Annotated in this window: 23 protein-coding genes and 1 riboswitch; of the genes, 9 read left to right on the forward strand and 14 right to left on the reverse strand. The window is 74.4% G+C overall.

The genetic code is table 11. The features are described 5' to 3' along the window. Nucleotides 1–98: 98 nt before the first annotated feature. The 3 genes from ACGBYP_RS19690 to ACGBYP_RS19700 all read right to left on the reverse strand — a co-directional run bounded on the left by ACGBYP_RS19690 (nucleotide 99) and on the right by ACGBYP_RS19700 (nucleotide 3,708). Nucleotides 99–1,646, reverse strand: a complete 1,548-nt coding sequence (locus ACGBYP_RS19690; RefSeq protein WP_411586898.1) for a flotillin family protein — start codon at nucleotides 1,644–1,646, stop codon at nucleotides 99–101. Further along, a complete protein-coding gene (locus tag ACGBYP_RS19695) occupies nucleotides 1,643–2,203 on the reverse strand; it encodes an NfeD family protein (RefSeq protein ID WP_411586899.1) in 561 nt (186 codons plus the stop codon). Before ACGBYP_RS19695 ends, ACGBYP_RS19690 begins: the two co-directional genes overlap by 4 nt. 107 nt (nucleotides 2,204–2,310) lie before the next feature. Continuing rightward, complete coding sequence (locus ACGBYP_RS19700; RefSeq protein ID WP_411586900.1) at nucleotides 2,311–3,708, reverse strand: LamG-like jellyroll fold domain-containing protein; 1,398 nt, start codon at nucleotides 3,706–3,708, stop codon at nucleotides 2,311–2,313. A gap of 274 nt (nucleotides 3,709–3,982) precedes the next feature. Beyond that, a riboswitch (TPP riboswitch) is annotated at nucleotides 3,983–4,076 on the forward strand. Between ACGBYP_RS19700 and thiM the strand changes: the two genes are divergently transcribed. The 4 genes from thiM (at nucleotide 4,069) to ACGBYP_RS19720 (ending at nucleotide 6,990) form a co-directional block, all read left to right on the forward strand. Beyond that, on the forward strand, nucleotides 4,069–4,860 hold the full coding sequence (thiM, locus tag ACGBYP_RS19705) for a hydroxyethylthiazole kinase (protein ID WP_411586901.1): 792 nt from the start codon (nucleotides 4,069–4,071) through the stop codon (nucleotides 4,858–4,860). Its footprint overlaps the riboswitch before it by 8 nt. Beyond that, nucleotides 4,857–5,501 (forward strand): thiamine phosphate synthase, encoded by a 645-nt coding sequence (thiE, locus tag ACGBYP_RS19710; protein ID WP_411586903.1) that lies wholly within the window; start codon nucleotides 4,857–4,859, stop codon nucleotides 5,499–5,501. Before thiM ends, thiE begins: the two co-directional genes overlap by 4 nt. Beyond that, complete coding sequence (gene thiD / locus ACGBYP_RS19715; protein ID WP_411586906.1) at nucleotides 5,498–6,322, forward strand: bifunctional hydroxymethylpyrimidine kinase/phosphomethylpyrimidine kinase; 825 nt, start codon at nucleotides 5,498–5,500, stop codon at nucleotides 6,320–6,322. The genes thiE and thiD overlap by 4 nt, the downstream gene beginning before the upstream one ends. Beyond that, nucleotides 6,319–6,990 carry a TenA family protein gene (locus ACGBYP_RS19720; protein WP_411586908.1) on the forward strand — a complete coding sequence of 224 codons (672 nt, stop codon included), beginning with the start codon at nucleotides 6,319–6,321 and terminating at the stop codon, nucleotides 6,988–6,990. Before thiD ends, ACGBYP_RS19720 begins: the two co-directional genes overlap by 4 nt. Nucleotide 6,991: 1 nt before the next feature. Here ACGBYP_RS19720 and ACGBYP_RS19725 read toward each other — a convergent pair whose 3' ends face one another. Further along, a complete protein-coding gene (locus ACGBYP_RS19725; protein ID WP_411586910.1) occupies nucleotides 6,992–7,660 on the reverse strand; it encodes a hypothetical protein in 669 nt (222 codons plus the stop codon). Between the two features lie 61 nt (nucleotides 7,661–7,721). Beyond that, complete coding sequence (locus ACGBYP_RS19730) at nucleotides 7,722–9,059, reverse strand: DNA polymerase IV (protein WP_411586912.1); 1,338 nt, start codon at nucleotides 9,057–9,059, stop codon at nucleotides 7,722–7,724. A gap of 48 nt (nucleotides 9,060–9,107) precedes the next feature. On the opposite strand from ACGBYP_RS19730, the gene ACGBYP_RS19735 reads away from it, so the two are divergent. Then, entirely contained in the window at nucleotides 9,108–9,692 is a 585-nt protein-coding gene (locus ACGBYP_RS19735; RefSeq protein ID WP_411586913.1) for a class I SAM-dependent methyltransferase, read from the forward strand. Nucleotides 9,693–9,794: 102 nt separating this feature from the next. Next, nucleotides 9,795–10,253: a cupin domain-containing protein gene (locus tag ACGBYP_RS19740; RefSeq protein WP_411586914.1), complete on the forward strand. Its 459-nt coding sequence runs from the start codon at nucleotides 9,795–9,797 to the stop codon at nucleotides 10,251–10,253. Between the two features lie 187 nt (nucleotides 10,254–10,440). On the opposite strand, the gene ACGBYP_RS19745 is transcribed toward ACGBYP_RS19740, so the two are convergent. The 7 genes from ACGBYP_RS19745 to rpsF all read right to left on the reverse strand — a co-directional run bounded on the left by ACGBYP_RS19745 (nucleotide 10,441) and on the right by rpsF (nucleotide 15,833). Then, nucleotides 10,441–11,343 (reverse strand): DUF1524 domain-containing protein, encoded by a 903-nt coding sequence (locus tag ACGBYP_RS19745; RefSeq protein WP_411586916.1) that lies wholly within the window; start codon nucleotides 11,341–11,343, stop codon nucleotides 10,441–10,443. A gap of 151 nt (nucleotides 11,344–11,494) precedes the next feature. Continuing rightward, nucleotides 11,495–12,136, reverse strand: a complete 642-nt coding sequence (locus ACGBYP_RS19750) for a hypothetical protein (protein WP_411586918.1) — start codon at nucleotides 12,134–12,136, stop codon at nucleotides 11,495–11,497. A gap of 180 nt (nucleotides 12,137–12,316) precedes the next feature. Further along, complete coding sequence (dnaB, locus tag ACGBYP_RS19755) at nucleotides 12,317–13,687, reverse strand: replicative DNA helicase (RefSeq protein WP_411586919.1); 1,371 nt, start codon at nucleotides 13,685–13,687, stop codon at nucleotides 12,317–12,319. A 562-nt stretch (nucleotides 13,688–14,249) separates the two neighbouring features. Continuing rightward, nucleotides 14,250–14,696 (reverse strand): 50S ribosomal protein L9, encoded by a 447-nt coding sequence (rplI, locus tag ACGBYP_RS19760; RefSeq protein WP_411586920.1) that lies wholly within the window; start codon nucleotides 14,694–14,696, stop codon nucleotides 14,250–14,252. An 11-nt stretch (nucleotides 14,697–14,707) separates the two neighbouring features. Continuing rightward, nucleotides 14,708–14,944, reverse strand: coding sequence for a 30S ribosomal protein S18 (rpsR, locus tag ACGBYP_RS19765; protein ID WP_036333041.1), 237 nt, complete (start codon nucleotides 14,942–14,944; stop codon nucleotides 14,708–14,710). A 98-nt stretch (nucleotides 14,945–15,042) separates the two neighbouring features. Further along, nucleotides 15,043–15,543 (reverse strand): single-stranded DNA-binding protein, encoded by a 501-nt coding sequence (locus tag ACGBYP_RS19770; RefSeq protein WP_269174224.1) that lies wholly within the window; start codon nucleotides 15,541–15,543, stop codon nucleotides 15,043–15,045. 2 nt (nucleotides 15,544–15,545) lie between these two features. Beyond that, the gene (rpsF, locus tag ACGBYP_RS19775) at nucleotides 15,546–15,833 is read right to left on the reverse strand and encodes a 30S ribosomal protein S6 (protein WP_411586921.1); all 288 of its coding nucleotides are present in this window, start codon (nucleotides 15,831–15,833) and stop codon (nucleotides 15,546–15,548) included. Between the two features lie 192 nt (nucleotides 15,834–16,025). Here rpsF and ACGBYP_RS19780 point away from each other — a divergent pair, with 192 nt between their 5' ends. After that, a complete protein-coding gene (locus ACGBYP_RS19780) occupies nucleotides 16,026–16,838 on the forward strand; it encodes a deoxyribonuclease IV (RefSeq protein ID WP_411586923.1) in 813 nt (270 codons plus the stop codon). Nucleotides 16,839–17,016: 178 nt separating this feature from the next. Here the strand turns inward: ACGBYP_RS19780 and ACGBYP_RS19785 are convergent, their stop codons facing one another. Together ACGBYP_RS19785 and ACGBYP_RS19790 are read right to left on the reverse strand one after the other, a co-directional pair. Next, nucleotides 17,017–18,573 (reverse strand): glycosyltransferase family 87 protein, encoded by a 1,557-nt coding sequence (locus tag ACGBYP_RS19785; protein WP_411586924.1) that lies wholly within the window; start codon nucleotides 18,571–18,573, stop codon nucleotides 17,017–17,019. A gap of 18 nt (nucleotides 18,574–18,591) precedes the next feature. Then, nucleotides 18,592–21,144: a transglycosylase domain-containing protein gene (locus tag ACGBYP_RS19790; RefSeq protein WP_411586925.1), complete on the reverse strand. Its 2,553-nt coding sequence runs from the start codon at nucleotides 21,142–21,144 to the stop codon at nucleotides 18,592–18,594. Between the two features lie 387 nt (nucleotides 21,145–21,531). On the opposite strand from ACGBYP_RS19790, the gene ACGBYP_RS19795 reads away from it, so the two are divergent. Together ACGBYP_RS19795 and ACGBYP_RS19800 are read left to right on the forward strand one after the other, a co-directional pair. Further along, nucleotides 21,532–22,164 (forward strand): PadR family transcriptional regulator, encoded by a 633-nt coding sequence (locus ACGBYP_RS19795; RefSeq protein WP_411586927.1) that lies wholly within the window; start codon nucleotides 21,532–21,534, stop codon nucleotides 22,162–22,164. A gap of 68 nt (nucleotides 22,165–22,232) precedes the next feature. Next, the gene (locus ACGBYP_RS19800) at nucleotides 22,233–23,312 is read left to right on the forward strand and encodes an inositol-3-phosphate synthase (RefSeq protein WP_411586929.1); all 1,080 of its coding nucleotides are present in this window, start codon (nucleotides 22,233–22,235) and stop codon (nucleotides 23,310–23,312) included. Nucleotides 23,313–23,402: the final 90 nt, after the last annotated feature.

The following is a 23,402-nucleotide window of genomic DNA, read 5'->3' on the forward strand; positions in this document are numbered from 1 at the left end:
TGAGTGACTCGGTCACTCCGCTGGGTGACGGACTGGGGCCGCGGCCACGCCCCACCGGGTGGCCAGGTGGGCCGGGCCACCCGGGAGCGCGGGAGCGGTCAGCGGTGCCCGTCGGCCGAGGAGCCGTTGCTGCTGGCACCGTCCAGCGGCACGTGGGTCACCGGCGCGGCCGGCCCGCCGTCGGTGGCCCCGGTGCCCAGCCGGCGCAGCATCCCGGCGACGTCCAGGCCGGTGAGGTCGCCGGACAGCTGCAGACCCTGCGCGACGTTCGCCGCGACCGACTGGCCCAGCGAGCCGGCGCCGTCGGCGGAGATGACGGTCATCTTGTCGACCGCGGCCAGCGGGGCCGACGCGGCCGACACCACGTCGGGCAGCACCTTGACCAGCAGGTCCAGGATGGCGGCCTCGCCGTAGTTGGCGAAGGCGTCGGAGCGGGCGTCCATCGCGGCGGCCTCGGCCTGCCCGCGGGCCAGGATCGCGGCGGCCTCGGCGGCGCCCTCACGCTCCACGGCGTCGGCGATCGCCTGGCGGCGCAGCTTCTCGGCCTCACCACGCTTGGCGCCCTCGATGGCCTCGGCCTCGGCCAGCGCGCTGCGGCGGGCCCGCTCGCCCTCACCGGACAGCCGCGCCTGCTCGGCGGCGGCCTGGGCCGCGGCGATGGTGGCCTGCCGCTGCGCCTCGGCGGTGAGGATCGCGGAGTTCTTGCGCCCCTCGGCCTCCTGCTCCACCCGGTACCGCTCGGCGTCGGCCGGACGGCGCACCTTGGTGTCCAGCTGGGCCTGGGTGAGGGTGGCGGTGCGCTCGGCGACCTTCTCCTGCGCGGCGAGCACCTCCTGGTCCTGGGCGGCCTGGCTCAGCGGGCCGGCCGCGGCGGCGCGGGCCTTCGCGGCGTCGATCTCCGCGTCGATCTCCGCCTGCTTCAGAGCCAGCTGGCGCTGCGAGATCGCGATCGCCTCGTCGGCGAGCAGCTGCTCCTGCTGCGCGGCCTGCCGGGCGCGCGCCTCGGCGATGGAGGCCTCCTTGAGGACCCGGGCGGCCTCGGGGCGGCCCAGGTCGGCCAGGTAGGTGCCCTCGGCCTGGATGTCCTGCAGCTGGAAGGTGTCGAGCACCAGGCCCTGGCCGGTGAGAGAGGACTCGGCCTCCTCGGCGACGGCAGAGGCGAACGCCGCCCGGTCGCGGATGATCTCCTCGATCGTCAGCCGCCCGACGATCGAGCGCAGCGCCCCGGCGAGCACCTCGGACGTGAAGGTGTCGATGCCCTCCTGCTGGTTGAGGAAGCGCTGGGCCGCGGCCCGGATCGCGCCCTCGTTGCCGCCCACCTTCACGATCGCGACGCCCTCGAGGTCGCACTTGACGCCCTGCAGGCTCACCGCGCCGCGGATGCCGACCGGGATGCGGCGGCTGGACAGGTCGATCGAGTGCAGCTTCTGCACCACCGGGAGCACGAAGACGCTGGCGCCCATCACGACCTTCTGCCCGGACATGTCGCGGCTGACCGCGCCGTCGGTGCTGGTGACCGAGCGGCCCTGCCGGCCGGTGACCAGGAAGGCCTGGTTGGGCCCGGCGACCTTGATCCGGGAGAGCACCAGCAGGACGAGCAGCAGCACGAGCAGCGCGATGCCGCCGATGGCGATGAGCAGGGTCACGGGGTTCCTCCGGTGTCTGGGAGTGGGACGGTCGTCTCCGGAGCGGTGGAGACGACGTGCACGGAGGTCTCCGTGGGGACGTCGACGACGTAGACGGGCGTGCCCGCGGGCAGCGGGACGTCGCTGCGGGCGTGGTACTTCAGCTGCTGCCCCGCCACGGCCAGCCGCACCTCGCCGAACCCGCCAGGGGGAACCCGGCTGATGACGACGCCCTGGGCCCCGAGCAGCCGGGCAGCGGTGAGCGTGGGCTCGGTGGGCATGTCGCGCAGCGCGGCGGAGAGCCGGACGGCGCCGGCCGCCAGCGGCAGGGCCACCACCAGACCGGCCACCAGCGCCAGCAGCACGGTGGCCGGCCCGGGCAGCTCGGGCAGCAGCGCGGACGCCGCGGCGCCGCCGAACCCGATGCCGCCGAGGAACGCGGCGATCGCCGGGACGGAGAACGGGCCGTCGGCGTCGGCGTGCCCGAGGTCGCCGAGCTCCCCGGCGAGCAGGGAGACGACGAGCACGAGCAGGCCCAGTCCGCCGACGGCGAGGAAGGCCACGGCAACCGGGTCCATGCGCCCTCCCCCTGGGTCTCTGGCGGCCAGAGTCGCAGGTCAGCGCATCATGATCAAGTCGTCTCACCCCGGCGAGCACCCTTTTCGGACGCTGCCGTCCCGATCTCTCAGCCGACGGCGGCGTACTGGTCGGCCACCTCGGCGCGCAGCAGCCTGGTCGCGTAGACGCTCATGTGGGCGATGGAGCCGGCGAACCAGTTGCTCGTCGGGACGTCCGGCCACCCCGCGAGGTCGTCGTACCCGGCCCGGAAGTAGCCGGTGCCCGGCTGCGCCGCGGTGGCGGCGGGGTCCTCGGCGACCAGCGCGCCGTCCACGAACAGCCGCAGCCCGGCGCCGGGCCCGGTGCCCGCCTCGAAGGTGGCGGTGAGCAGGTGCCAACTGCCGTCGTTGTAGCGCGCCGGCGACAGGACGGTCTTGGGCGTCCCGTCGTAGACACCGAACCGCAGCTGACCGCTGTTGGTCATGTAGACCATCCGGTCCCGGGCGCTCGACGTGGCGCCGTTGGTCCCGTTGCCGAACCCGATCAGGTGCCCACCCCGCGCGGTCGTGGTCGCGAACCACAGCTGCGTGGTGAACGACGTCCCGGCCTGGAGGGTGACGCCGACCGAGGACTGGACGAGGCCGGACGTGCCGTCCAGCCGGACCGCCCGCGCGGCGCTGTGGCACGCCGGCCCGGGGACGTTGTACGTCACCCCGCCGACGTAGCTGCCGTCCCCGGAGAAGGAGCCCCGGTTGCGGGCCACGGTGCCGCTGGTCTCCTGCAGGTCCAGGTACTGCGCCGCACCCGCACCCGCCGCCGCCGAGGCGCAGCTGTAGTAGACCGCGGAGCGGAACGAGACCGGTCCGTTGCCGGTGGTGGCGCTGAAGGCCGCCGTGGCGGTGCCCGGGAGCAGGACGGCCACGCCGAGCACGGCAGCTCCCGCGCACGCCCAGCGACCGCGCCGTCCCGACACCGGACGCGCACGGTCGGCGGTCGGTGAGCGGTGCAGCAGCGCCAGGCCGGTGACGGCGGCCAGCCCCACCACCACGGCGGACAGCGGGAGCCAGCGCTGCTGGGAGGCCCAGAGGGCGGGCAGGCCCAGGCTCGGCAGCCGCAGGGTCCCGACGCCGTGCACGCTCGCCGGGTCGACCAGCGCGCTGTCGGCGGTGGGGTTGGCGTCACCCCGGAGGCGGAGCCCGTCCTCCTCGACCGACTCCAGCCGGTGCAGCAGCAGGCTGCCGGGGGAGCCCGGAGCGTCGACGAGCAGCACCTGACCGGGCTCGAGGTCGGCGGTGTCCACGGGGCGGACCACCGTCACGTCACCGGGCTGCACCTGCGGCGCCATGGACCCCGAGGTGACCAGCGTGGACCGCCAGCCCACCACGGCGGGGAGCACGGCGACGAGCACCAGCAGCAGGAGGACGCCGAGGACGGTGCGGGCCAGCGCACTGACGACGAGGGCCGCGCCGGTGCTGCGCAGGCCGACGCGGGCCGGGGGCGCAGCGGTGGAGCGGGATGCGGTCACGTGGTCGGGCTCTCTGACGGGGGCTCTCGGGCGGGCGTCACCCCGGACGGCGGGGCCTGCGACGCAGCAGGCGGTCGGCACCGGCGGTGCGGACGAACCGAGGCCGTCCGGGGTCTCCGGTCGACCGGCCGGCGGTGGGACGTCCCGGTCGCCGGAGCATAGGGCGGCCCGGATGCCGAACCGGGCAGTTGCGACGGTGCGCCATCCGGTGTCGTGGGGCCGGGGCCCGGGTGCACCGGCGGTGCGGCCGGTCGCGACCGTGGTGTTAGCGTCGCCAGCCGACACGGGGTGTCCCGACCGGGACTGAGATCACACCCGTCGAACCTGCTCCAGCTCCCGCTGGCGAAGGGATGTCACGGCGTGGACGCCACCTCTCTGCGCGCTGCCAACGCGGCGCTGCGCGACACCGCACCGCTCGTGCACTGCCTCACCAACACCGTCGTCCAGACGATCACCGCCAACGCGCTGCTGGCCGTGGGCGCGGCGCCGGCGATGGTCGACGAGCCCGTCGAGGCCGGCGAGTTCGCCGCGGTCGCCTCCGCGGTGCTGGTCAACGTGGGCACCGTGCAGCAGCGCACCGCCGAGGCCATGCGGATCGCCGCCCGCGCCGCCGGGGACGCGGGCACCCCCTGGGTGCTCGATCCGGTCGCCGTCGGCGGGCTGACCTTCCGCACCGAGCTCGCCGCCGACCTGGTCGGGCTCGCGCCCGCCGTCGTCCGCGGCAACGCCTCGGAGGTGCTGGCGCTGGCCGGCGCCGGGAAGGGCGGCCGCGGCGTGGAGAGCGTCAACGGCCCCGAGGACGCCCTGGACGCCGCCGGCGAGCTGGCCCGGCGCACCGGTGCGGTCGTCGCGGTCAGCGGGCCGGTCGACGTCCTCACCGACGGGCACCGGGTGGTCCGGGTCGGTGGGGGATCGGTGCTGCTCACCCGCACCACCGGCGCCGGCTGCGCCCTCGGTGGGCTGGTCGCCGCCTACGTGGCCGCCGCCGGCGACGCGCTGACCGGCGCCGTCGCCGCGCACGCCCACGTGGCGCTGGCCGCCGAGGCCGCCGCCGCGACCGCGGCCGGCCCCGGGACCTTCGCCGCCCTGTGGCTGGACGCCCTCGACGCGGTGGACGGCGACGCGCTGGCCCGGGCGCAGGTGAGCTGGTGACCCGGCGGTTCGACCCGGCGCTGTACCTGGTCACCGACACCCTGCTCTGCGCGCCCCGGTCGGTGCCGGAGGTGGTCGCCGAGGCCGTCGCCGGTGGGGTGACCGCCGTCCAGGTGCGGGACAAGACCGCGAGCCGGCGCGAGCTGCTGGCGCTGACGCGCGCGGTGCAGGCGGTGCTGGAGGCGACGCCGCACGTGCCGCTGTTCGTCAACGACGCGGTCGACGTGACGCTGGTCGCCGGCGCCGACGGCGTGCACGTGGGCCAGGACGACCTGCCCGCCGACGAGGTCCGGGCACTGCTGGGGCCTGACGCGCTGGTCGGGGTCTCCACCGGCAGCGACGCCGAGCTCGACGCGGTCCTGGCGCTGCCCGACGGAACCGTCGACCTGGTCGGCATCGGCCCGGTGTGGTCCACGCCCACCAAGCCCGACGCCGGGGGGTCGCTCGAGCCCGCCGGCGTCCGCGCACTGGCCGACCGTGCCCGGGCCGCGGGCCTGGTCACGGTGGCGATCGGGGGCATCCACGCCGACAACGCCGCGCTGGTGACCGGGGTCGACGGCATCTGCGTGGTCTCCGACATCTGCGCCGCCGCCGACCCGGCCGAGGCCGCCCGGCTGCTGCGGAAGGAGACCGCCCGATGAGCGCGGCCGTCGCGCTGACCGTCGCCGGCAGCGACCCGAGCGGGGGCGCCGGCGTCCAGGCCGACCTGAAGACCTTCAGCGCGCTGGGCGCCTACGGCACCGCGGTGCTCACCGCGCTCACCGCGCAGAACACCCGCGGGGTCACCGGGGTGCACGGCGTCCCGGCCGACTTCGTGGCGCTGCAGCTGCAGACGCTGTTCGCCGACGTCCGCGTGCACGCCACCAAGCTGGGCATGCTGGGCACCGCCGACGTCGTCCGCGAGGTCGCCCGGGTGCTGGCCGGCCGGCCCGGCGGCCCGGTGGTCTGCGACCCGGTCATGGTCGCCACCAGCGGCGACCGGCTCATCTCGGCCGAGGCCGTGGACGCCGTCCGCACCGACCTGCTGCCGGTCACCGACCTGCTGACCCCCAACGTGCCCGAGGCCGCCGCGCTGCTGGACGTCGCGCCGGCCACCTCGGTCGAGGAGCTGGCGCCGCAGGCCACCGCGCTGCTGGCCCTCGGGCCGGCGGCGGTGCTTCTCAAGGGCGGCCACCTCGGCGGGGAGTCCAGCGTCGACGTCCTGGTGACCGCCGGCGGGGTGCTGGAGACCCGGCGCCCGCGGGTCGACACGACCTCGACCCACGGCACCGGCTGCACGCTGTCCTCGGCGCTGGCTGCGCTCGCCGCGCACGACCGGCTGGCCGGCCGGGAGCCCGACTGGGCCCCGCTGGTCGACCGCGCGCGCACCTACCTGCAGGCGGCGCTGGAAGCGGGCGCCGCTCTCGGCGTCGGCTCCGGCCACGGCCCGGTGCACCACTTCGCCGGGTGGTGGGAGGCGTGACCTTCACCGACGACGCCTGGGCCGGCACCGCCCACCTGCGGACGACGATCGAGGAGCTGGCCTTCCTGACCGAGCTCGGCGACGGCACGCTCGCCCCGGCCGCGTTCCGTCACTACCTCGAACAGGACGCCCTGTACCTGGCCGGGTACGCCCGGGCGCTGGCGCTGCTGGCCGCCCGCGCCCCCGACCCCGACGCCGCGGCGTTCTGGGCGGACTCGGCGTCGGTCACCCGCACGGTCGAGACCGCGCTGCACGCGGACCTGCTCGGCTCGCAGCTGCTGGGCCCCGCGTCCGCGGAGCTGCTGCACTCACCCACGTGCCTGGGCTACGTCTCCTACCTGGTGGCCACGGCCGCGACCGCGTCCTACGCGGTGGCCGCGGCGGCGGTGCTGCCCTGCTACTGGGTCTACGCCGACACCGGCGTCCGGCTGGCCGCGACGGCGCGCAGCACGCCCGGGCACCCCTACGCCCGCTGGGTCGCCACCTACGACGACCCGGCGTTCCAGGAGTCCACCCGGCGCGCGCGGCAGCTGGTCGACGACGCCGCGGCGGCCACGCCGTCGGAGGTGCCGGCGATGCACCGGGCGTTCGCCCTGGCCACCCGGTACGAGCTGGAGTTCTGGCGGTCGGCGCACGGGCAGGAGGGCTGGGCCCACCCGCTGAGCTGACTCAGCCCTCGTACAGGACCTCGCGCAGCACCCGGGCGGCCAGCTCGTCGCCGCCCGCGGCGGCGATGGAGAAGTGCTCGATGGCGCCGTCGACGTCGCCGGTGCCCAGCAGCAGGACGCCGAGGTTGTGGTGGGAGTGCAGGTCGCCACCCTCGATGCCGGCCCGGTAGGCGGCCTCGGCGGCGACGACGTCGTCCAGCTCCTCGCGGTAGATGTTGCCCAGCGGCAGCCAGCTGGCGACCTCGCCGCGGACGGCGCCGCGCTCGAGCACGGTGCGGGCCTCCTCGACCCGCCCGGTGGTGCGCAGCAGGTCGGCGAGGCCGGCCCGGGCCGAGTGCGAGTGGTCGGCGCCGGCGCGCAGCTGCGGCTCCAGCGCGGGGTCGCGGCTCTCCACCCAGCGCCAGCAGGCCAGCGTCCCGGCGGCGGACAGGCTCCCGGCGTCGGCGGCGAGCTGCGCCCAGTGCCAGGACTCGCCGTGCCGGCCGTCCTCGCGCAGCAGGTGCGCCAGCGCCAGGGCGGCGGGGGCGTCGCCCCGCTCGGCCGCCGTGCGCAGCGCCCGCTCGCGGCCGGCCTCGTCGAGGGTGGGGTCCTGCGCGGGCTCGGCGGGGTCGCCCGGGGACCGGTCGACGAGGTGGTCGTCGTCCGAGGGGAGCTGGGGGTCCAGGGGCACGCTGCGAGTCTGGCGTGACCGGGGGTCCGTGCGCCTCACCCCAGGGGGCTGGTCCACCCGTTCAGGGGGTCCAGTCCGGGGGGTCGGCCGGCTGCAGGTCCGGGTCGTCCGCGGCCAGCGTCCTGACCGGGCCGGGGGCGGTGAGCGGGCCCTCGAACCGCACGGTCACCCGGTTCAGCCCGCTGCCCCACACCCAGCCCGCGCCGTGCTCCGGGTGCGCGACGTCCTGCCCCGGGTACCAGGCGACCACCGCGGGGCCCGGCCGCGGGTCCTCGGGCACCGGCTCGGGGTCGGGGACGGGGACGTCGTCGGCGACCGGTGCGGCCTCCGTGGCGAAGAGGTCGCCCTGGGCGTAGACCGAGAGCCCGGAGACGCCGACGCCGAGCAACCGCAGCCCCCCGGTGCGGTCGACGGCGGCGAGCAGCCGGTGGGCGACCTCGGCGATCTGCCGCGGGTCGTCGACGGCGTGGGCGAGGGTCTGCGAGCGGGTGAGGGTGCTGAAGTCGTAGCGGCGCACCTTGAGGGTGACCGTGCGCCCGGAGGTGCCCGAGCGCTGCAGCCGCGTGCCGACCCGGCCGGCCAGTGCGTCGACCTCGGCGGCCAGCCGGGCGGGGTCGGTGACGTCGCGGGCGAAGGTCTCCTCGGCGCTGACCGACTTCGCCTCCCGGTCGGCGACCACCGGCCGGTCGTCGTCGGCGCGGGCCAGCCGGTACAGCCCGGCGCCGTTGGCCTGGCCCACCAGGCTGGTCAGGTCGACGAGCGAGAGCCGGTGCAGGTCGCCGACGGTCGACACCTTGATCTGCGCCAGCCGCTCGGCGGTGACCGGGCCGACGCCGCCCAGCGCCCGCACCGGCAGCGGGTGCAGCACCTCGAGCTCGGACCCGGCCGGGACGACGGTGAGCCCGTCGGGCTTGTCCAGCTCCGACCCGATCTTGGCCAGCGACTTCGACGTCCCGATGCCCACCGACCCGGTGACCCCGCCGGTGGCGGTCCGGATGCGCTCCTTGAGGTCGCGCGCCAGGGCGGTGAGCCCCTCGACGGTCAGGTCGTGCCCGCCCGCGGCCAGGTCGACGTAGGCCTCGTCGATCGACACCGGCTCGACCAGCGGCGACAGGTCGCGCAGCAGCGCCATCACCACCTCCGACGTCCGCTTGTAGGCGGCGAACCGGGGGCCGAGGAAGGCGGTGCCGGCCGGGCAGATGCGGCGGGCCTCGATGGTCGACATGGCGCTGCGGGCGCCGTAGACGCGGGCCTCGTAGGAGGCGGTCGAGACCACGCCCCGCCCGCCGGTGCCGCCGACGACGACCGGCCGGCCCCGCAGGGAGGGCTTGTCGCGCTGCTCGACGGCCGCGAAGAAGGCGTCGAGGTCCAGGTGCAGGATGCTCGGCTCACGTCGCACGTCGGTCCCCCTCCCTCGCCGCTGCGGCCGACCGTCGATGATGCCCCCATGGTCGAGCCGAGCGCATGGACGCAGATCACCCAGTCCGACCCCGAGCACTCGCACCGCTACGTCGAGCGGTTCCGGGCGATGGCCGCCCGCGGCGCGGACCTGGCCGGGGAGGCCCGGCTGGTCGACGCGATGCTCCCGCGCGGCGCCCGGGTGCTCGACGCCGGCTGCGGCCCGGGCCGGGTGGGCGCCGTGCTGCACGACGCCGGGCACACCGTGGTGGGCGTGGACGGCGACCCGGTGCTCATCGCCGCCGCCGAGGCCGACCACCCCGGTCCGCGGTGGCTCGTCGGCGACCTGGCCGAGCTGGACCTGCCCGACCGCTTCGACGGCATTGTGTGCGCCGGCAACGTGATGGCCTTCCTCGCGCCGAGCACCCGGCGCGAGGTGCTCCGGCGGCTGCGGGCGCACCTGGCCGACGGCGGCCGCGCGGCGTTCGGCTTCGGCGCCGGCCGCGGGTACGCGTTCGACGACTTCCTCGCCGACGCCCGGGCGACCGGCTGGCAGGCCGACCTGCTGCTGTCCACCTGGGACCTGCGGCCCTTCGCCCCCGACGCCGACTTCCTGGTCGCCGTCCTCCGCTGACGCCCCCCGGGGGCGAGAGTGGCCACTCTCGCCCCCGGGGGGGGGTTCGCCCCGGACCGCGACCTCCTGGTGGCCGTGCGCGCCCAGGGGTAGGAACGGGCCATGACGTACCTGCCCGATCCGGCCACCTGGTCACGCCAGGAGGACCAGGCGTCCGCCGGCCGCACCCGGTTCATCGCCACCGGCAGCCAGACCCGCGGCGACCTGGGCCTGTTCGAGGTGACCATGCCGCCGGGCGGCAGCGGGCCGGGTCCGCACCTGCACCGCACGTTCAGCGAGTCCTTCCACGTGCTGGAGGGCTCGCTGGAGGTGCTCGCGAACGGCGCGTGGACGACGGCCGAGGCCGGGGACCTGGTGTACGTACCGCGCTCGTCGGTGCACGGCTTCCGGTCGGCCGGGCCGGACGTCGGCGCGCGCTTCCTGATCCTGTTCACCCCCGGCATCCCGCGGGAGGACTACTTCACCGGGCTGGTGCAGCTGCACGCCGGTGGCCGGACGCCGTCTCCCGAGAAGCTCGACGCCTTCGCGCTGGAGCACGACCAGCTCAACCTCCGCGACTGACCGCCGTCCCCGGGGGGAGTGGCCACTCTCGGCCCCGGGGGGAGGCTCACCCCGGGCACAGGTGGGTGGCGGACCGGCACCGCCGGCTCCCCGGCGCCGACCGGCGGGACCACCACCCGCGACGGCGGGCGCCCCGCGCAGCTCCACCGCCGCGGCCCGACGACCGCGCTGCACCCGCCACGGTGGGTCACTCGCAGGCGGTGCCGTCGCCGTCGCCGTCCATGCTGTCGGACCAGCCGGGGTCGCCGCGGTGCAGCGGGGCGGCTCCGGCGGCGCGGGCGGCGGCGCAGTTCGGGAACGGCCCGGGGGGCGGGGTCGCGGACGGGCCCGCGGACCCGTCCGTCGGCGCGGTGGACGGTTCCGCGGGACCGTCGGCCGGCGCCGCATCAGGAGCGGGGACCGGCTGGCCGGGGCAGGTCTCCAGGACGCGGGCCATGGCGTCGTGCTCGGCCTGGGTCACCCACAGCCCGTGACCGGCCTTCACCGCGACCTGGCGGGCGACGTAGGTGCACCGGAAGCCGCGCGCGTCGGGCAGCCAGGTCGCGGCGTCGCCGTCGCCCTTCTGCCGGTTGGCCGAGTAGTCGACCGCGAGGAGGTTCATCGGGTCGTTGGCCAGCGCCGTGCGGCGGGCCTCGTCCCAGGCGAAGGCGCCGGTCTGCCAGGCGTTGCTGAGGGCGACCACGTGGTCGATGTCGACGCTGCTGCCGTCGCCCTTCTCGAACCGGATCGTCTGCCCGGTGTAGGGGTCGGCGAGCGTGCCGGTGACCACGACGCAGTCGCTGCCGGGCTTGAACGCCTCGTCGGTCAGGTCCCGGGCCAGGACGTCGTTGCGCGTGTCGCAGCCGTTGCGGTCGACGTCGGCCCACTGCTGCCCGAACCGGTCGCGGTCGTACCCGGTCTCCGGGGCGCGGCCCTTGACCGCCAGCCGGGCCAGGACGTCGGCCGCGGCCTCACCGGCGGTCGGCGCGCCGGCCTGCGCCTGCCGCGCGGCCTCGGAGACGGCGTCCGGGGTGGTCGCGGGAGCGATGGTCTGGCAGCCGGCGGTGCCCAGCGCCGTCGCGGCGAGCAGGACGGCGATGCGGTGTTTCACGTGGAGCCCCCGGGAGTCGATCGACTCCCGACGCTACGAGCGCGCGGGGCGGATCCTCCGCAGCGACGCGCGGCCACCCGGCGTGAGGACGGCGACAGGGGCCGGGCGGACGTCGCCCGACCTCTGTCGGCTCACTGCCCTGCGGGCGGGCTCAGCCCTTGTCCTTGCCCTTGCCCTTGCCGTTCCCGCCCGTCTCGGCCGCCACCTCGGGGGCCTCCGGCTGCTCGACCTCGACCTCGTCCGCCTCGTCGTCCGCGTCCTTGCCGGCGCGGGCGGCCTCCGAGACGGCCTTGCCGTGGTCCCGGCCGGTGACGCTCTTGTCGTGGGCGACCGCGGAGACGGCGGCGCCGTGGTTGTCCGGGTGGGCCGCCTGCGGCGCCTCCGGCTCGGTCACCTCGGGCTCGGTCACGTCGGGCTCGGTCACGTCGGGCTCGGGGACCACCGGCTCCGCGGGCTCGGGCTCCGTCGGCTCCGTCGGGGCCGGCTCCGTCGGGGCCGGCTCGGTCGGGGCCGGCTCGGTCGGGGCCGGCTCGCTCGGCTCAGGCTCCGTGGGAGCCGGGTCGGTGACCTCGGGCCCGGTGGGGGCCGGATCGGTGACGACCGGGTCGGTCACCAGGGTGTCCGTGGGCTCGGCGGAGACCTCGGTACCGGCGGACGGGGTCGACTCGACGGCCTGCGCCGTCGCGGCCGCACCACCACCGGCGACCACGAGGGCGGTCGCACCGGCGGCCACCTTGGCGGTGAGACCCGCGGAGGCGACCTTGCTCAACAGGCCGGTGAGGAGTGTGTGCACGAGTGGGCTCCCAGGATCGGTCTACGGACGACATCCTGGACATCGACACCGGAGGGCCCCGACTGGAGCCGATCCACCCGATCGTGCGACGACACGCGCACCGGTGACGCACCGGAGCGCGGCCGGCAGCGGGCACCTGCACCGGACCGCGCCGCCCGGCGCGACGGGGCAGGGGACCGGTCAGTTGGCCATGTCGACGAAGCGGCTGTAGTGGCCCTGGAAGGCGACGGTGACGTTGGCGGTGGGGCCGTTGCGGTGCTTGACCAGCATGATGTCGGCCTCGCCGGCCCGCGGGGACTCCTTCTCGTACATGTCCTCGCGGTGGATCATCATCACCATGTCGGCGTCCTGCTCGATCGAGCCGGACTCACGGAGGTCGGACAGCATCGGCTTCTTGTCCTGACGCTGCTCCGACCCACGGTTCAGCTGGCTCATCGCGATCACCGGCAGCTCGAGCTCCTTGGCCAGCAGCTTGAGCGCACGGGAGAACTCCGAGACCTCCTGCTGGCGGCTCTCGACCTTCTTGCCCGAGGTCATCAGCTGGAGGTAGTCGATGACGATGAGCTTGAGGTCGTTGCGCTGCTTGAGCCGCCGCGCCTTGGCCCGGATCTCCATCATCGTCATGTTCGGGGAGTCGTCGATGTAGAGCGGGGCGTCGGCGATCTCGCCCATCCGGCGGGCGAGCTTCGACCAGTCCTCGTCGGACAGCGAGCCGGCGCGCATGTGGTGCAGCGGCACCTTCGCCTCGGCCGACAGCAGACGCATGGTGATCTCGTGCTTGCTCATCTCCAGCGAGAAGATCGCCGCCGGCATGTGGTGCTTGACCGTCGCCGAGCGGGCGATGTCCAGCCCCAGGGTGCTCTTGCCGACACCGGGCCGGGCCGCGATGACGACCATCTGCCCGGCCTGCAGGCCGTTGGTCAGCTCGTCGAGGTCGCGGATGCCCGTGGGGACACCGCGGGCGGTGCCACCGCGGGAGGCGATCGCGTCCAGCTCGTCCATGGTGGGCTGCAGGACGTCGGCCAGGCGCGAGTAGTCCTCGCTCATCCGCTTCTCGGTGACGTCGTAGATCTCCTGCTGGGCGCGGTCGACGATGTCGTCGACGTCGCCCTTGCCACCGGCCGCGCCGTAGCCGAGCTGGACGACGCGGGTGCCGGCCTCGACCAGCCGCCGCAGCACGGCCTGCTCGGCCACGATGGCGGCGTAGTAGCCGGCGTTGGCCGCGGTCGGCGTGGAGGCGATGAGCGTGTGCAGGTAGACCGCGCCGCCCATCTTGGACAGCTGGTCGGTGCGGTTGAGCTCGGCGGCGACGGTGATCGCGTCGGCGGGCTCCCCGCGGCCGTACAGGTCCAGGATCACGTCGAAGACGATCTGGTGGGCCGGGCGGTAGAAGTCGGCACCGTGCAGGACCTCCACCACGTCGGCGATGGCGTCCTTGCTCATCAGCATGCCGCCGAGCACCGACTGCTCGGCAGCGACGTCCTGAGGGGGCTGCCGGTCGTACTCCGGAGCCGCGGCCCGCGGCCTGCTGATGTCGTCCAGTACCGCCACGTGGTCCACCCTCCTCTGCCGCGCGCGGGGGCCCGGAGGACCACCGGCGCGACGCGCCCTGCTCGAACAGCTGTTCGACACACGTCTACCACCGGGTGCCGACAGTCCTCGGTCCGGCGGGAGCCGGGGACGACGGTAGGAACCCGGGAGGGGGTCCGTCCAACACCGCTGTGCACGCCTCTCTGCACAACTTGTGGACAAGTCGGTGGATTGCGGTGGTCACCGTGTGGAGACCGCAGGGGACCGGCCCCGTCGTGTCCCGTCAACCCGCCCGCCACCTGCACTCGGTCCGTGCGCAGGCTGTGGACGGAAGAAATCCGGCCGACCAGCGGGTGTCCTTCACCACCGGCGTGTCGTATCGTTCCCGCTGGTCACACGCGCACCGCACGCACGGTGACCATGCAGCAACCGGCTGTCGGGGCGGCGACCGTGCCCCGGTGTCGACACGACCGCCTCCGCACACCGTGTCGACACGAGCGGACGGCGACCGGCCCCCGGGAACGCCACGAGGGGCGCCGGACCGGAGTCCGACGCCCCTCGTGGGGATGGTGCTGGGGAGAACTCAGCCGGCGACGACGTCCAGGGTGACCGGGACGCTGACCTCGGGGTGGACCCGCACCGTGACGGTGTGGGTGCCGACGCTCTTGATGCTGCTGGGCAGCTCGATGCGACGACGGTCCAGCTCCGGGCCACCGGCGGCGGTGACCGCAGCGGCCACGTCGGCGGTGGTGATGCGGCCGAACAGACGGCCGCCGTCACCGGAACGGGCCGGCAGCGTGACGGTCAGCCCGGAGAGGCGGGCGGCGACGGCCTGGGCCTCCTCGAGCGTGCGCACGTCACGGGCGGCACGCGCCCGGCGCAGGCTGGCGACCTGCTTCTCGGCCCCACGGGTGGCCACCATGGCCAGGCCACGGGGCAGGAGGTAGTTGCGGCCGTAGCCGCCCTTGACCTCGACGGTGTCGCCGGAGGAACCGAGACCGGTCACCTCGGCGGTCAGGATCAGCTTCATGGTGCTCATGGTCAGCGCGCCGTGGAGGTGTAGGGCAGCAGTGCCATCTCGCGGCTGTTCTTCACGGCCACGGCGACGTCACGCTGGTGCTGGCTGCAGTTGCCGCTGACGCGGCGGGCACGGATCTTGCCGCGGTCGGAGATGAACTTCCGCAGCAGGGTCGTGTCCTTGTAGTCGATGTAGGTCGCCTTGTCCTTGCAGAACTGGCAGACCTTCTTCTTGATCTTGCGGGGGGGAGGCTTCGGCACTTGGGGTTCTCCAGGGAGAGTCGTTCAGAGATGTTGTGTGGCCCCCTCGCCGGGGCCCAGGGCGCGCGGAGCGTGGCCTGGGGAGCGAGGGGGTCCTTTCAGAAGGGCGGTTCGTCGGAGGACGCCGGCGGAGTCGACCAGGGGTCGCTCGCACCGCCGCCGGAGAAGCCGCCGCCGCCGCCACCGCCACCGTTGCCGCCGCCGAAACCACCGCCGCCGCCGCCACCCTCGCTGCGGGCAGCGCGGGTGACCTTGGCCGTGGCGTAGCGGAGCGAGGGGCCGATCTCGTCGACCTCGAGCTCGATGACGGTGCGCTTCTCGCCCTCCTTCGTGTCGAAGGAGCGCTGCTTGAGCCGCCCCGACACGATGACCCGCGAACCGCGGGTGAGGGACTCGGCGACGTTCTCGGCCGCCTGGCGCCAGACGTTGCACCTCAGGAACAGCGCCTCGCCGTCCTTCCACTCCTGCGACTGACGGTCGAAGGTGCGGGGGGTCGAGGCGACGGTGAAGTTGGCGACGGCGGCGCCGGACGGGGTGAACCGCAGCTCCGGGTCGGCCGTCAGGTTCCCGATGACGGTGATGACGGTCTCGCCGGCCATGGTCAGTGGACCTCGGGCCGCATCAGCTTGGTGCGCAGGATGGACTCGTTGAGGTTCAGCTGGCGGTCCAGCTCGGCGACAGCAGCAGGCTCGGCCTGGATGTCGACGATGGCGTAGATGCCCTCGACGTTCTTCTTGATCTCGTAGGCCAGCCGACGGCGGCCCCAGATCTCGGTCTTGACGGTGCCACCGGAGTTGGTGACGACGGTCAGGAATCGATCCAGGCTGGGAGCGATGGTGCGCTCCTCGAGCTCGGGGTCGAGGATGATCATCAGTTCGTAGTGACGCACGGAGAACCCCACCTCCTCTGGTCTCAGCGGCCGCAGGGGATCTGCAGCAGGAGGGTCGTACACGCGTCGCGCACCCCGTCCAGACCCACGGGAGCGGGCAGCAGACGGGACGAGCACCGCACAGGCTACCAGCGAGCCGGACCACCCGGCTCCGACCTGTGGACCCACCGGTCGCGGCACTACTGTCGCCGGGTGGCTGAGCAGCTGATCGGTGTCCACGTCGGACCGGGCCTGACCGAGACCAACGAGCTGGACGACGGTGGCCCGCTGGCCCGGGCCGCGGAGATGGACGCCGACGCCGTCCAGGTCTTCCTCGCCGACCCGCAGGGCTGGAAGAAGCCGCTGGACCGCCCGGACGCCGCGGACCTGCTGGCCTCCGACGTCGCCGTCTTCGTGCACGCGCCGTACATCGTCAACGTGGCCTCGACCAACAACCGGATCCGCATCCCCAGCCGCAAGCTGCTCGGCCAGCACGCCGCCGCCTCGGCCGCCATCGGCGCGGCCGGCATGGTCGTGCACGGCGGGCACGTGCTGGCGGAGGACGACCCGGCCGCCGGCGTCGACAACTGGCGCAAGACGTTCTCCCGGCAGGCCGAGGACGGCGGGTTCGGCGTCCCGGTGCTGATCGAGAACACCGCGGGCGGTGACAACGCGATGGCCCGCGAGCTCGCCGCCGTCGCCCGGCTCTGGGACGCGGTGGGGGAGTTCGGCGCCGGGTTCGTCCTCGACACCTGCCACGCCTGGGCCGCCGGCTGGGACCTCACCCGGGTGGTCGAGGACGTCCGTGCGATCACCGGGCGGATCGACCTGGTGCACCTGAACAACAGCCGCGACCCCGCCGGCTCCGGCCGCGACCGGCACGCACCGCTGGGGTCGGGGGAGATCCCGCTCGAGCTGCTGGTCGGCGTCGCCCGGGCCGCCGGGGCGCCGGTGGTCCTGGAGACCCCCGGCGACGCCGCCGGCCACGCCGAGGAGATCACCCTCCTCCGCGAGGCCCTCGGCTGACCCCCGGACGACCGGCGGAGCAGCGGACGACGGACCGGGACCACCACCCGTCGGCGGACGGCGGGGCCCGGCCACTGGGGACCGCGAGGAGTGGGGCCCGGAGGGTCCCACGACCGAACGGCTCAGCGGCTCAGCGGCTCAGCGGCTCAGCGGCTCAGCGGCTCAGCGGCTCAGCGGCTCACCCTGACAGGGGCACGGCTCCGGGCCGCGGTGCGGCGCGCCAGCGTCGCAGTGTGACCCGGTCGGGGGCGCCGTCCAGGACGCCGCCGGCGGGGTCGTCGATCCCGGGCCAGCTGCGGCGCACCAGGTCGCCGTCGGGCCGCCAGACGTCGCGCACCACCAGGCCGGCGAGCACGAGGACGACGACGTCGCGCACCCCGACGGAGAGGTAGAACCACTCCACGCCGATGCCGCGGTTGTCGGTGCCGAGGTAGTACAGCATCGTCGTGAGCCAGACCAGGGCCTCGGTGACCTGCCAGACCAGCAGCTCCCGCCAGCGCGGCCGGGCGAGCACCGCCAGCGGCAGCAGCCACAGCGAGTACTGCGGGCTCCACACCTTGTTGAACACCAGGAACGCCGCGACCAGCAGGAACGCCAGCTGCGGCACCCGGGGCCGGACCGGGGCCGCCAGGGCCAGGAAGGCGACCCCCGCCGACGCGGCCAGCATCAGCACCGCGACGGTCGCGTTGAGCACCGAGGGCGTCTGCCCCGCCGCGAGCGGGCCGTCGAGCGCCTGCCCGTCGGTGAGGTCCAGCAGCATCGCCCAGACGCTCTCGGGGTTGGCCGGCCGGGTGTCGCTGAGGCTGAAGAAGCGGGCCCAGTTCTCGGGCGCGGCCAGCGCGACCGGCAGGTTCACCGCCAGCCAGGCCAGCCCCGCGGCCACGGTGGCCGACAGCCACGCCCGCAACCGCCCGGCCCGCAGGCACAGCACGAACAGGGCGCCCAGCAACAGCACCGGGTACAGCTTGGCCGCGATCCCCAGCCCGATCAGCACCCCGGCCAGCACCGGACGGCGGCGCGCCCAGGCGAGCATCCCGAAGGTGGTCAGCGCGACGGCCAGCAGGTCCCAGTTGGTGAAGGCGTGCACCAGCAGCAGCGGCGAGAGCCCCACCATCGCCGCGTCCCACGGGCGGCGGCCGGTCAGCCCGAGGACGCCGCGGGTGACCAGCAGGGCCAGCACCGACAGCAGCAGGCAGGTGACGACGTAGTAGGTCTCCACCGGCACGGTGTCCGGCAGCAGCCCCGGCCCCTCGGCCAGCGCGTCGTAGGCCCGGCCCACCACCGCGGCCAGCTGCATCAGGCCGCCGGTGAGCACCGGGTACTCGACCGCGGAGTCCAGGTAGGGCACCAGTCCCTCGTCCTGCCCGTGGATGCCGAACAGCGGGACGGCGTCGTTGTAGCAGAGGTGGGTGTACTGCTTCGAGCCCGACCAGTCGCCGGAGGCGCACGGCGCCTGCTTGGCCCAGGCCAGGCCGAGCACCACCACGGTGAACAGCAGGCACACCCGCAGCGGCGTCCAGAACAGCGCCCGTCCGGTGACCGCGTGCCGCCCCCACGGGCCGCCCACGGCCTCGCTGGCCTGCGCCGCGACCGGGTCGACCCAGCTGGGGACGACGCGGTCGGGGTCGGCCGGGACGGCAACGTCGACCCGCCGCCGGCTCGACGCGGAGGCGCCCGACGCGACGGGCCCGCCCTCCGGGAGTGCGGAGGACGGGCCCGTCGGCGGTGCGGTCACGCGATCAGTGTGCCTGCGTCAGTTGGTGCTCGGGGTGGGGATCGGCTGCACCGGCGCCGACGGCTGGGCCGGCTGCGGTTCCGGGGTCGCGGTGGGCTCCGGGACGCTGCTCGTCGACGCGGTGGACCTCGCCGCCGCGGCGCTGCTGTTGCTCGCCGCCGCCTGACGCGCCCGCTCGGCCTCGGCCCGCGCCCGCTCCCGGGCCCGCGACTCCGCCGCACCGGTGCTCTGGGCCGCGGTCGACGGCGCCGGGGCCTGCGTCGCCTGCTGCTGCTCCTGGGTCACCGGCGCCTGGCTGGTCGAGGCGGGCGCCTCCGTCGTCGCCTCGGCGACGTCGTCCACCTGCGGGTCGGCCTTGATCACCGCCTTGGCGGGCAGCGGCTCCTCGGGCGTGCCCGCCAGCGCGGCGTCCATGAACTGCTGCCAGATCTGACCGGGGAGCCCCGACCCGTAGATGATCTTGCCCTGGGCGTCGCGGATGGGCGCGATGCCCTGGGTGCCCATCCACACGGCCGTGGAGATCGACGGGGTGAACCCGACCATCCAGGCGTCGGAGTTCTCCGCGCCCAGGCCCTGGGTGCCGGTCTTCGACGCCACCGGGCGGTTGCCCTCCAGCGCCCGCTTGGACGACTTGGCGACGTCCTCCATCGCGAAGGTGGTGTCGCTGGCGACCTCGGCCGGGATGACCGGCCGCGCGTTCTCGGCGCCGGTCACCGTCCGCAGCACCGCACCGGTGGTGTCCGCGACCTGGGCCACGAAGTGGCGCTCGTGGTACATCCCGCCGGCGGCCAGCGTCGCGAAGCCCACGGCCTGGTCGATCGGGCGGACCTCGTACTCACCGATGCCGATCGCGCCACCGGTCTGGCCGTTCTCCGGACTGGCCAGCGACGTCTTGCCCCGCAGCGTCTCCGGGACCGAGCCGTCGTCCGGCCAGGTCTCGCCGATGCCCATGGCTGCCCGCGCCTGCTCGGCCACCTTCGCCGGGCCCAGGTCGTAGGCCAGGCCGTAGAAGGTGGTGTTCAGCGACCGGGTGACCGCCTCCTTGATCGTGCAGGCGGCGCACTGGGCGTTGCCGGAGTTGACCACCTCGCGCTCGCGGTCCGGGAACTCCTGCGGCGACGTGCCGTCGCGCCGGGTGTCGACGCTGAAGCCGTTCTGCAGGGCGGTGGCCACGGTGTAGGGCTTGAACGACGAGCCGGGCTGCTTGTAGGCCTGGGCGTAGTCGGTGGTGTCGACCGTCGGGTCGTCGCTGCCGTGCTGCTTGTTGCCGTAGTAGGCGACCACGCCACCGGTGCGCGGGTCGACCGCCACCAGCGCCTGCCGCAGACCCGGGTCCTCACCGTCCATGACGTCGTTCACGGCGGCCACGGCGGCGTCCTGGTGGCCCTTGTCGATCGTGGTGGTGACCCGCAGGCCCGCGCCCTCGACGTTCTCGAAGCCCATGCCCGGGCCCGTCAGCTCGTCGAGCACCTGCTCGACGATCAGGCCCTCCGGCCCGGACGGGATGCCCAGGTTGGCGCCGGTCCTCGGCTGCACCGGCGGGTAGGCCATCGGCGTCCGGGCGGCGGGGTCGACCCAGCCGGCCTCGACCATCGCGTCCAGGACCAGGCCCCAGCGCTTCTGCGCGCCCTCGGGGTTGGTCTCGGGGTCGTTGGCGCTCGGGTTGCGGATCAGCACCGCCAGCACCGCGCCCTGCTCGGCGGTCAGCTGGGACGCCGGGACACCGAAGTAGGTGTTCGCCGCGGTCTCGATGCCGTAGGCACCACGGCCGAAGTAGATGGTGTTGAGGTAGTTCTCCAGGATCTCGTCCTTGGAGTACTCGTTGTCCAGCTTGACCGCGAGGAAGAGCTCCTTGAACTTGCGGCTGAACGTCTGGTCGGAGTTCAGGATCGCGTTCTTCACGTACTGCTGGGTGATCGTCGACCCACCCTGGGTGGAGCCGCCGGTGACGTTGTTCCACGCCGCCCGCGCGATGCCGGTGAAGGAGATGCCCGGGTCGGAGTAGAAGCCCCGGTTCTCCGCGGCCAGCACGGCGTTGCGGGCCGGCTCGGAGATCTGCGCCAGCGGCACGCTGGTGCGGTTCTCCCCGTCGGACAGCCGGGCCATCTCGGTCACGCCGTCGGCGTAGTAGAGGACCGTCGTCTGCTTGTTGGTGATCGAGTCCGGCGACGGGACCTCGGTCGAGGCGTAGACGACCCCGACGAAGACGCCGAGCAGCACCAGCATGCCCAGGAACGCACCGGCGACGAACTTGAGGAAGCGACGCCGCCGCTGCTTGCCGGTGCGCTTCTTCCCCGCCCCGCCCGGTGGGCGGCCCGCGCCGCTGCCCGAGCCCCCGGGACGGCGTCCCCCGGTCGGCGGCTTGACCGGCGGTCGCCCGCCACCCCCACCGGACCGGGCCGCCGGCGGGCGCGCCTCACCACTGCGGGAGGCCGTCGCCCGGCTGCGGCTCGGCGCTGCCGGACGGCGCGGTCCGGCGGCGCCGCCACCGTTCGCCGCCCGGGCCGCCGGTGGGCGGCGCACCTGACCGGCACTGGGGCCGACGCGGGCGGTCTCGTCGAAGGGAGGCACGCGGTGGCCCCTTTCCTGCAGCTCGTGGGATGTCGGGTGGCGAGGGTGTCGCTCCGCCCGGCCCACCCAGGATGCCGTCTCCGGCTGTGCCCGGGCAGGGAGCGGACCGGGATCCGGCACGTGCGCACCACACGGCACACCGGACCCAGCCGTGTGGCGACCACTCCGTCGCGACGCGGCGCCGGTTCGTGCGTGCTGCCCGTCCGGGGAGCGGCTCGGCGCCCGGGGCACGGGGTCAATGTACGCAGCGGGAGGCCGCGCGACGACCCTCCCGCGATGTCGGGACGGACACGCGCGGTCCCGACCGGGTCCGTTCCGACTTGCGCTCGGTACCGCGGCCGGATGTATCGTCCCGATACATCGACCGGCCGAGAGTGAGGTGACACGGTGCTCGAGTTCGCCATCCTGGGGTTGCTGCACCAGTCGCCCGTGCACGGCTATGAGCTGCGCAAGGAGCTCGCCGCCGTCCTGGGCGGGCGGCGCAGCATCTCCTACGGCTCGCTCTATCCCGCGCTCAAGCGCATGCACGCCGCCGGGCTGATCTCCAGCGACGAGCCCACCCCGCGGGCGCTGCTGCCCGCCGACGCCCCCGCGCTCACCGGGCGGCGGGGCAAGGTCGTCTACACGATCACCGACGCCGGCCGCGAGCGCTTCGCCGACCTGGTCAGCGAGGCCGGGCCGGAGGCCTACGACGACGAGGGCCGCTTCGGCGTCCACCTCGCCAACTTCGCCCACACCGCCTCCGACGTCCGGCTGCGCATCCTCGAGGGCCGCCGCCGCACGCTCGAGCGCCAGCGCGACCGGCTGCTGGACTCGCTGCGCCGCACGCAGGAGCGGCTCGACCGCTACACGCTCGAGCTCCAGCGCCACGGTCTGGACTCCGTCGACCGCGAGGTCCGGTGGCTGACCGAGCTGATCGACAGCGAGCGCACCGACCCCGGTGCGGCACCACCGGCGGCCGGCCCGCCGCCCCCCAGGACGGCACCACCCGCACCGCACAGCTCGACCAGCACCACCTGATCAGCACGACCAGATCCGCACCACACATCGTCCGGGCCCGCAGCGGGTCCGCCGGAGGGAGACAGTCCATGGCATCGGTCAAGGTCGCCATCGTCGGCGTCGGGAACTGCGCCGCCTCGCTCGTCCAGGGCGTGGAGTACTACAAGGACGCCGACGAGACCGCGACGGTCCCCGGCCTCATGCACGTCCGGTTCGGCGACTACCACGTCTCCGACGTCGAGTTCGTCGCCGCGTTCGACGTCGACGGCAAGAAGGTCGGCCGCGACCTCTCCGAGGCGATCTCCGCCAGCCAGAACAACACCATCAAGATCGCCGACGTCCCGCCGCTCGGCGTGACCGTCCAGCGCGGCACCACCCTCGACGGCCTGGGCAAGTACTACCGGGAGATCGTCGAGGAGTCCGACGAGGAGCCGGTCGACGTCGTCGCCGCGCTGCGCGAGTCCGGCGCCGACGTCCTCGTCTGCTACCTGCCCGTCGGCTCGCAGCAGGCCGCCGAGTTCTACGCGCAGGCCGCCATCGACGCGAACGTCGCGTTCGTCAACGCCCTGCCCGTCTTCATCGCCGGCACCAAGGAGTGGGCCGACAAGTTCACCGCCGCCGGGGTGCCGATCGTCGGTGACGACATCAAGAGCCAGGTCGGCGCCACCATCACCCACCGGGTGCTGGCCAAGCTGTTCGAGGACCGCGGCGTGCAGCTGGACCGCACGATGCAGCTCAACGTCGGCGGCAACATGGACTTCAAGAACATGCTCGAGCGCGAGCGCCTGGAGTCCAAGAAGATCTCCAAGACCCAGGCCGTGACCAGCCAGGTCGACCGGGACATGGGCAAGGACAACGTCCACATCGGCCCCTCGGACCACGTGCCGTGGCTGTCGGACCGCAAGTGGGCCTACGTCCGCCTCGAGGGCCGCGCGTTCGGCGACGTCCCGCTGAGCCTGGAGTACAAGCTCGAGGTCTGGGACTCCCCGAACTCGGCCGGCATCATCATCGACGCCGTCCGCGCCGCGAAGATCGCCAAGGACCGCGGCATCGGCGGCCCGATCCTGTCGGCGTCCTCGTACTTCATGAAGAGCCCGCCGGAGCAGTACGACGACAGCACCGCCCGGGACGCCGTCGAGGCCTTCATCCGCGGCGACGTCGAGCGCTGACGCAGGTCTTGCACAGGGCCCCGGACCTCACGGTCCGGGGCCCTGATCTGTTCGGCCTCCTCGCAGGGGCCCATGCCGAGCTTGCGAGGG

The sequence above is a fragment of the Modestobacter sp. SSW1-42 genome, from assembly GCF_046635825.1.
GTDB lineage: Bacteria > Actinomycetota > Actinomycetes > Mycobacteriales > Geodermatophilaceae > Modestobacter.

Bases quoted from the DNA above. Each gene is read 5' to 3' on its own strand.
- ACGBYP_RS19770 (WP_269174224.1), bottom strand. From the start codon at position 15,543: ATGGCCGGCGAGACCGTCATCACCGTCATCGGGAACCTGACGGCCGAC.
- ACGBYP_RS19735 (WP_411586913.1), top strand. From the start codon at position 9,108: ATGGTCGAGCCGAGCGCATGGACGCAGATCACCCAGTCCGACCCCGAG.
- ACGBYP_RS19740 (WP_411586914.1), top strand. From the start codon at position 9,795: ATGACGTACCTGCCCGATCCGGCCACCTGGTCACGCCAGGAGGACCAG.
- ACGBYP_RS19695 (WP_411586899.1), bottom strand. From the start codon at position 2,203: ATGGACCCGGTTGCCGTGGCCTTCCTCGCCGTCGGCGGACTGGGCCTG.
- ACGBYP_RS19800 (WP_411586929.1), top strand. From the start codon at position 22,233: ATGGCATCGGTCAAGGTCGCCATCGTCGGCGTCGGGAACTGCGCCGCC.
- rplI (WP_411586920.1), bottom strand. From the start codon at position 14,696: ATGAAGCTGATCCTGACCGCCGAGGTGACCGGTCTCGGTTCCTCCGGC.
- thiD (WP_411586906.1), top strand. From the start codon at position 5,498: ATGAGCGCGGCCGTCGCGCTGACCGTCGCCGGCAGCGACCCGAGCGGG.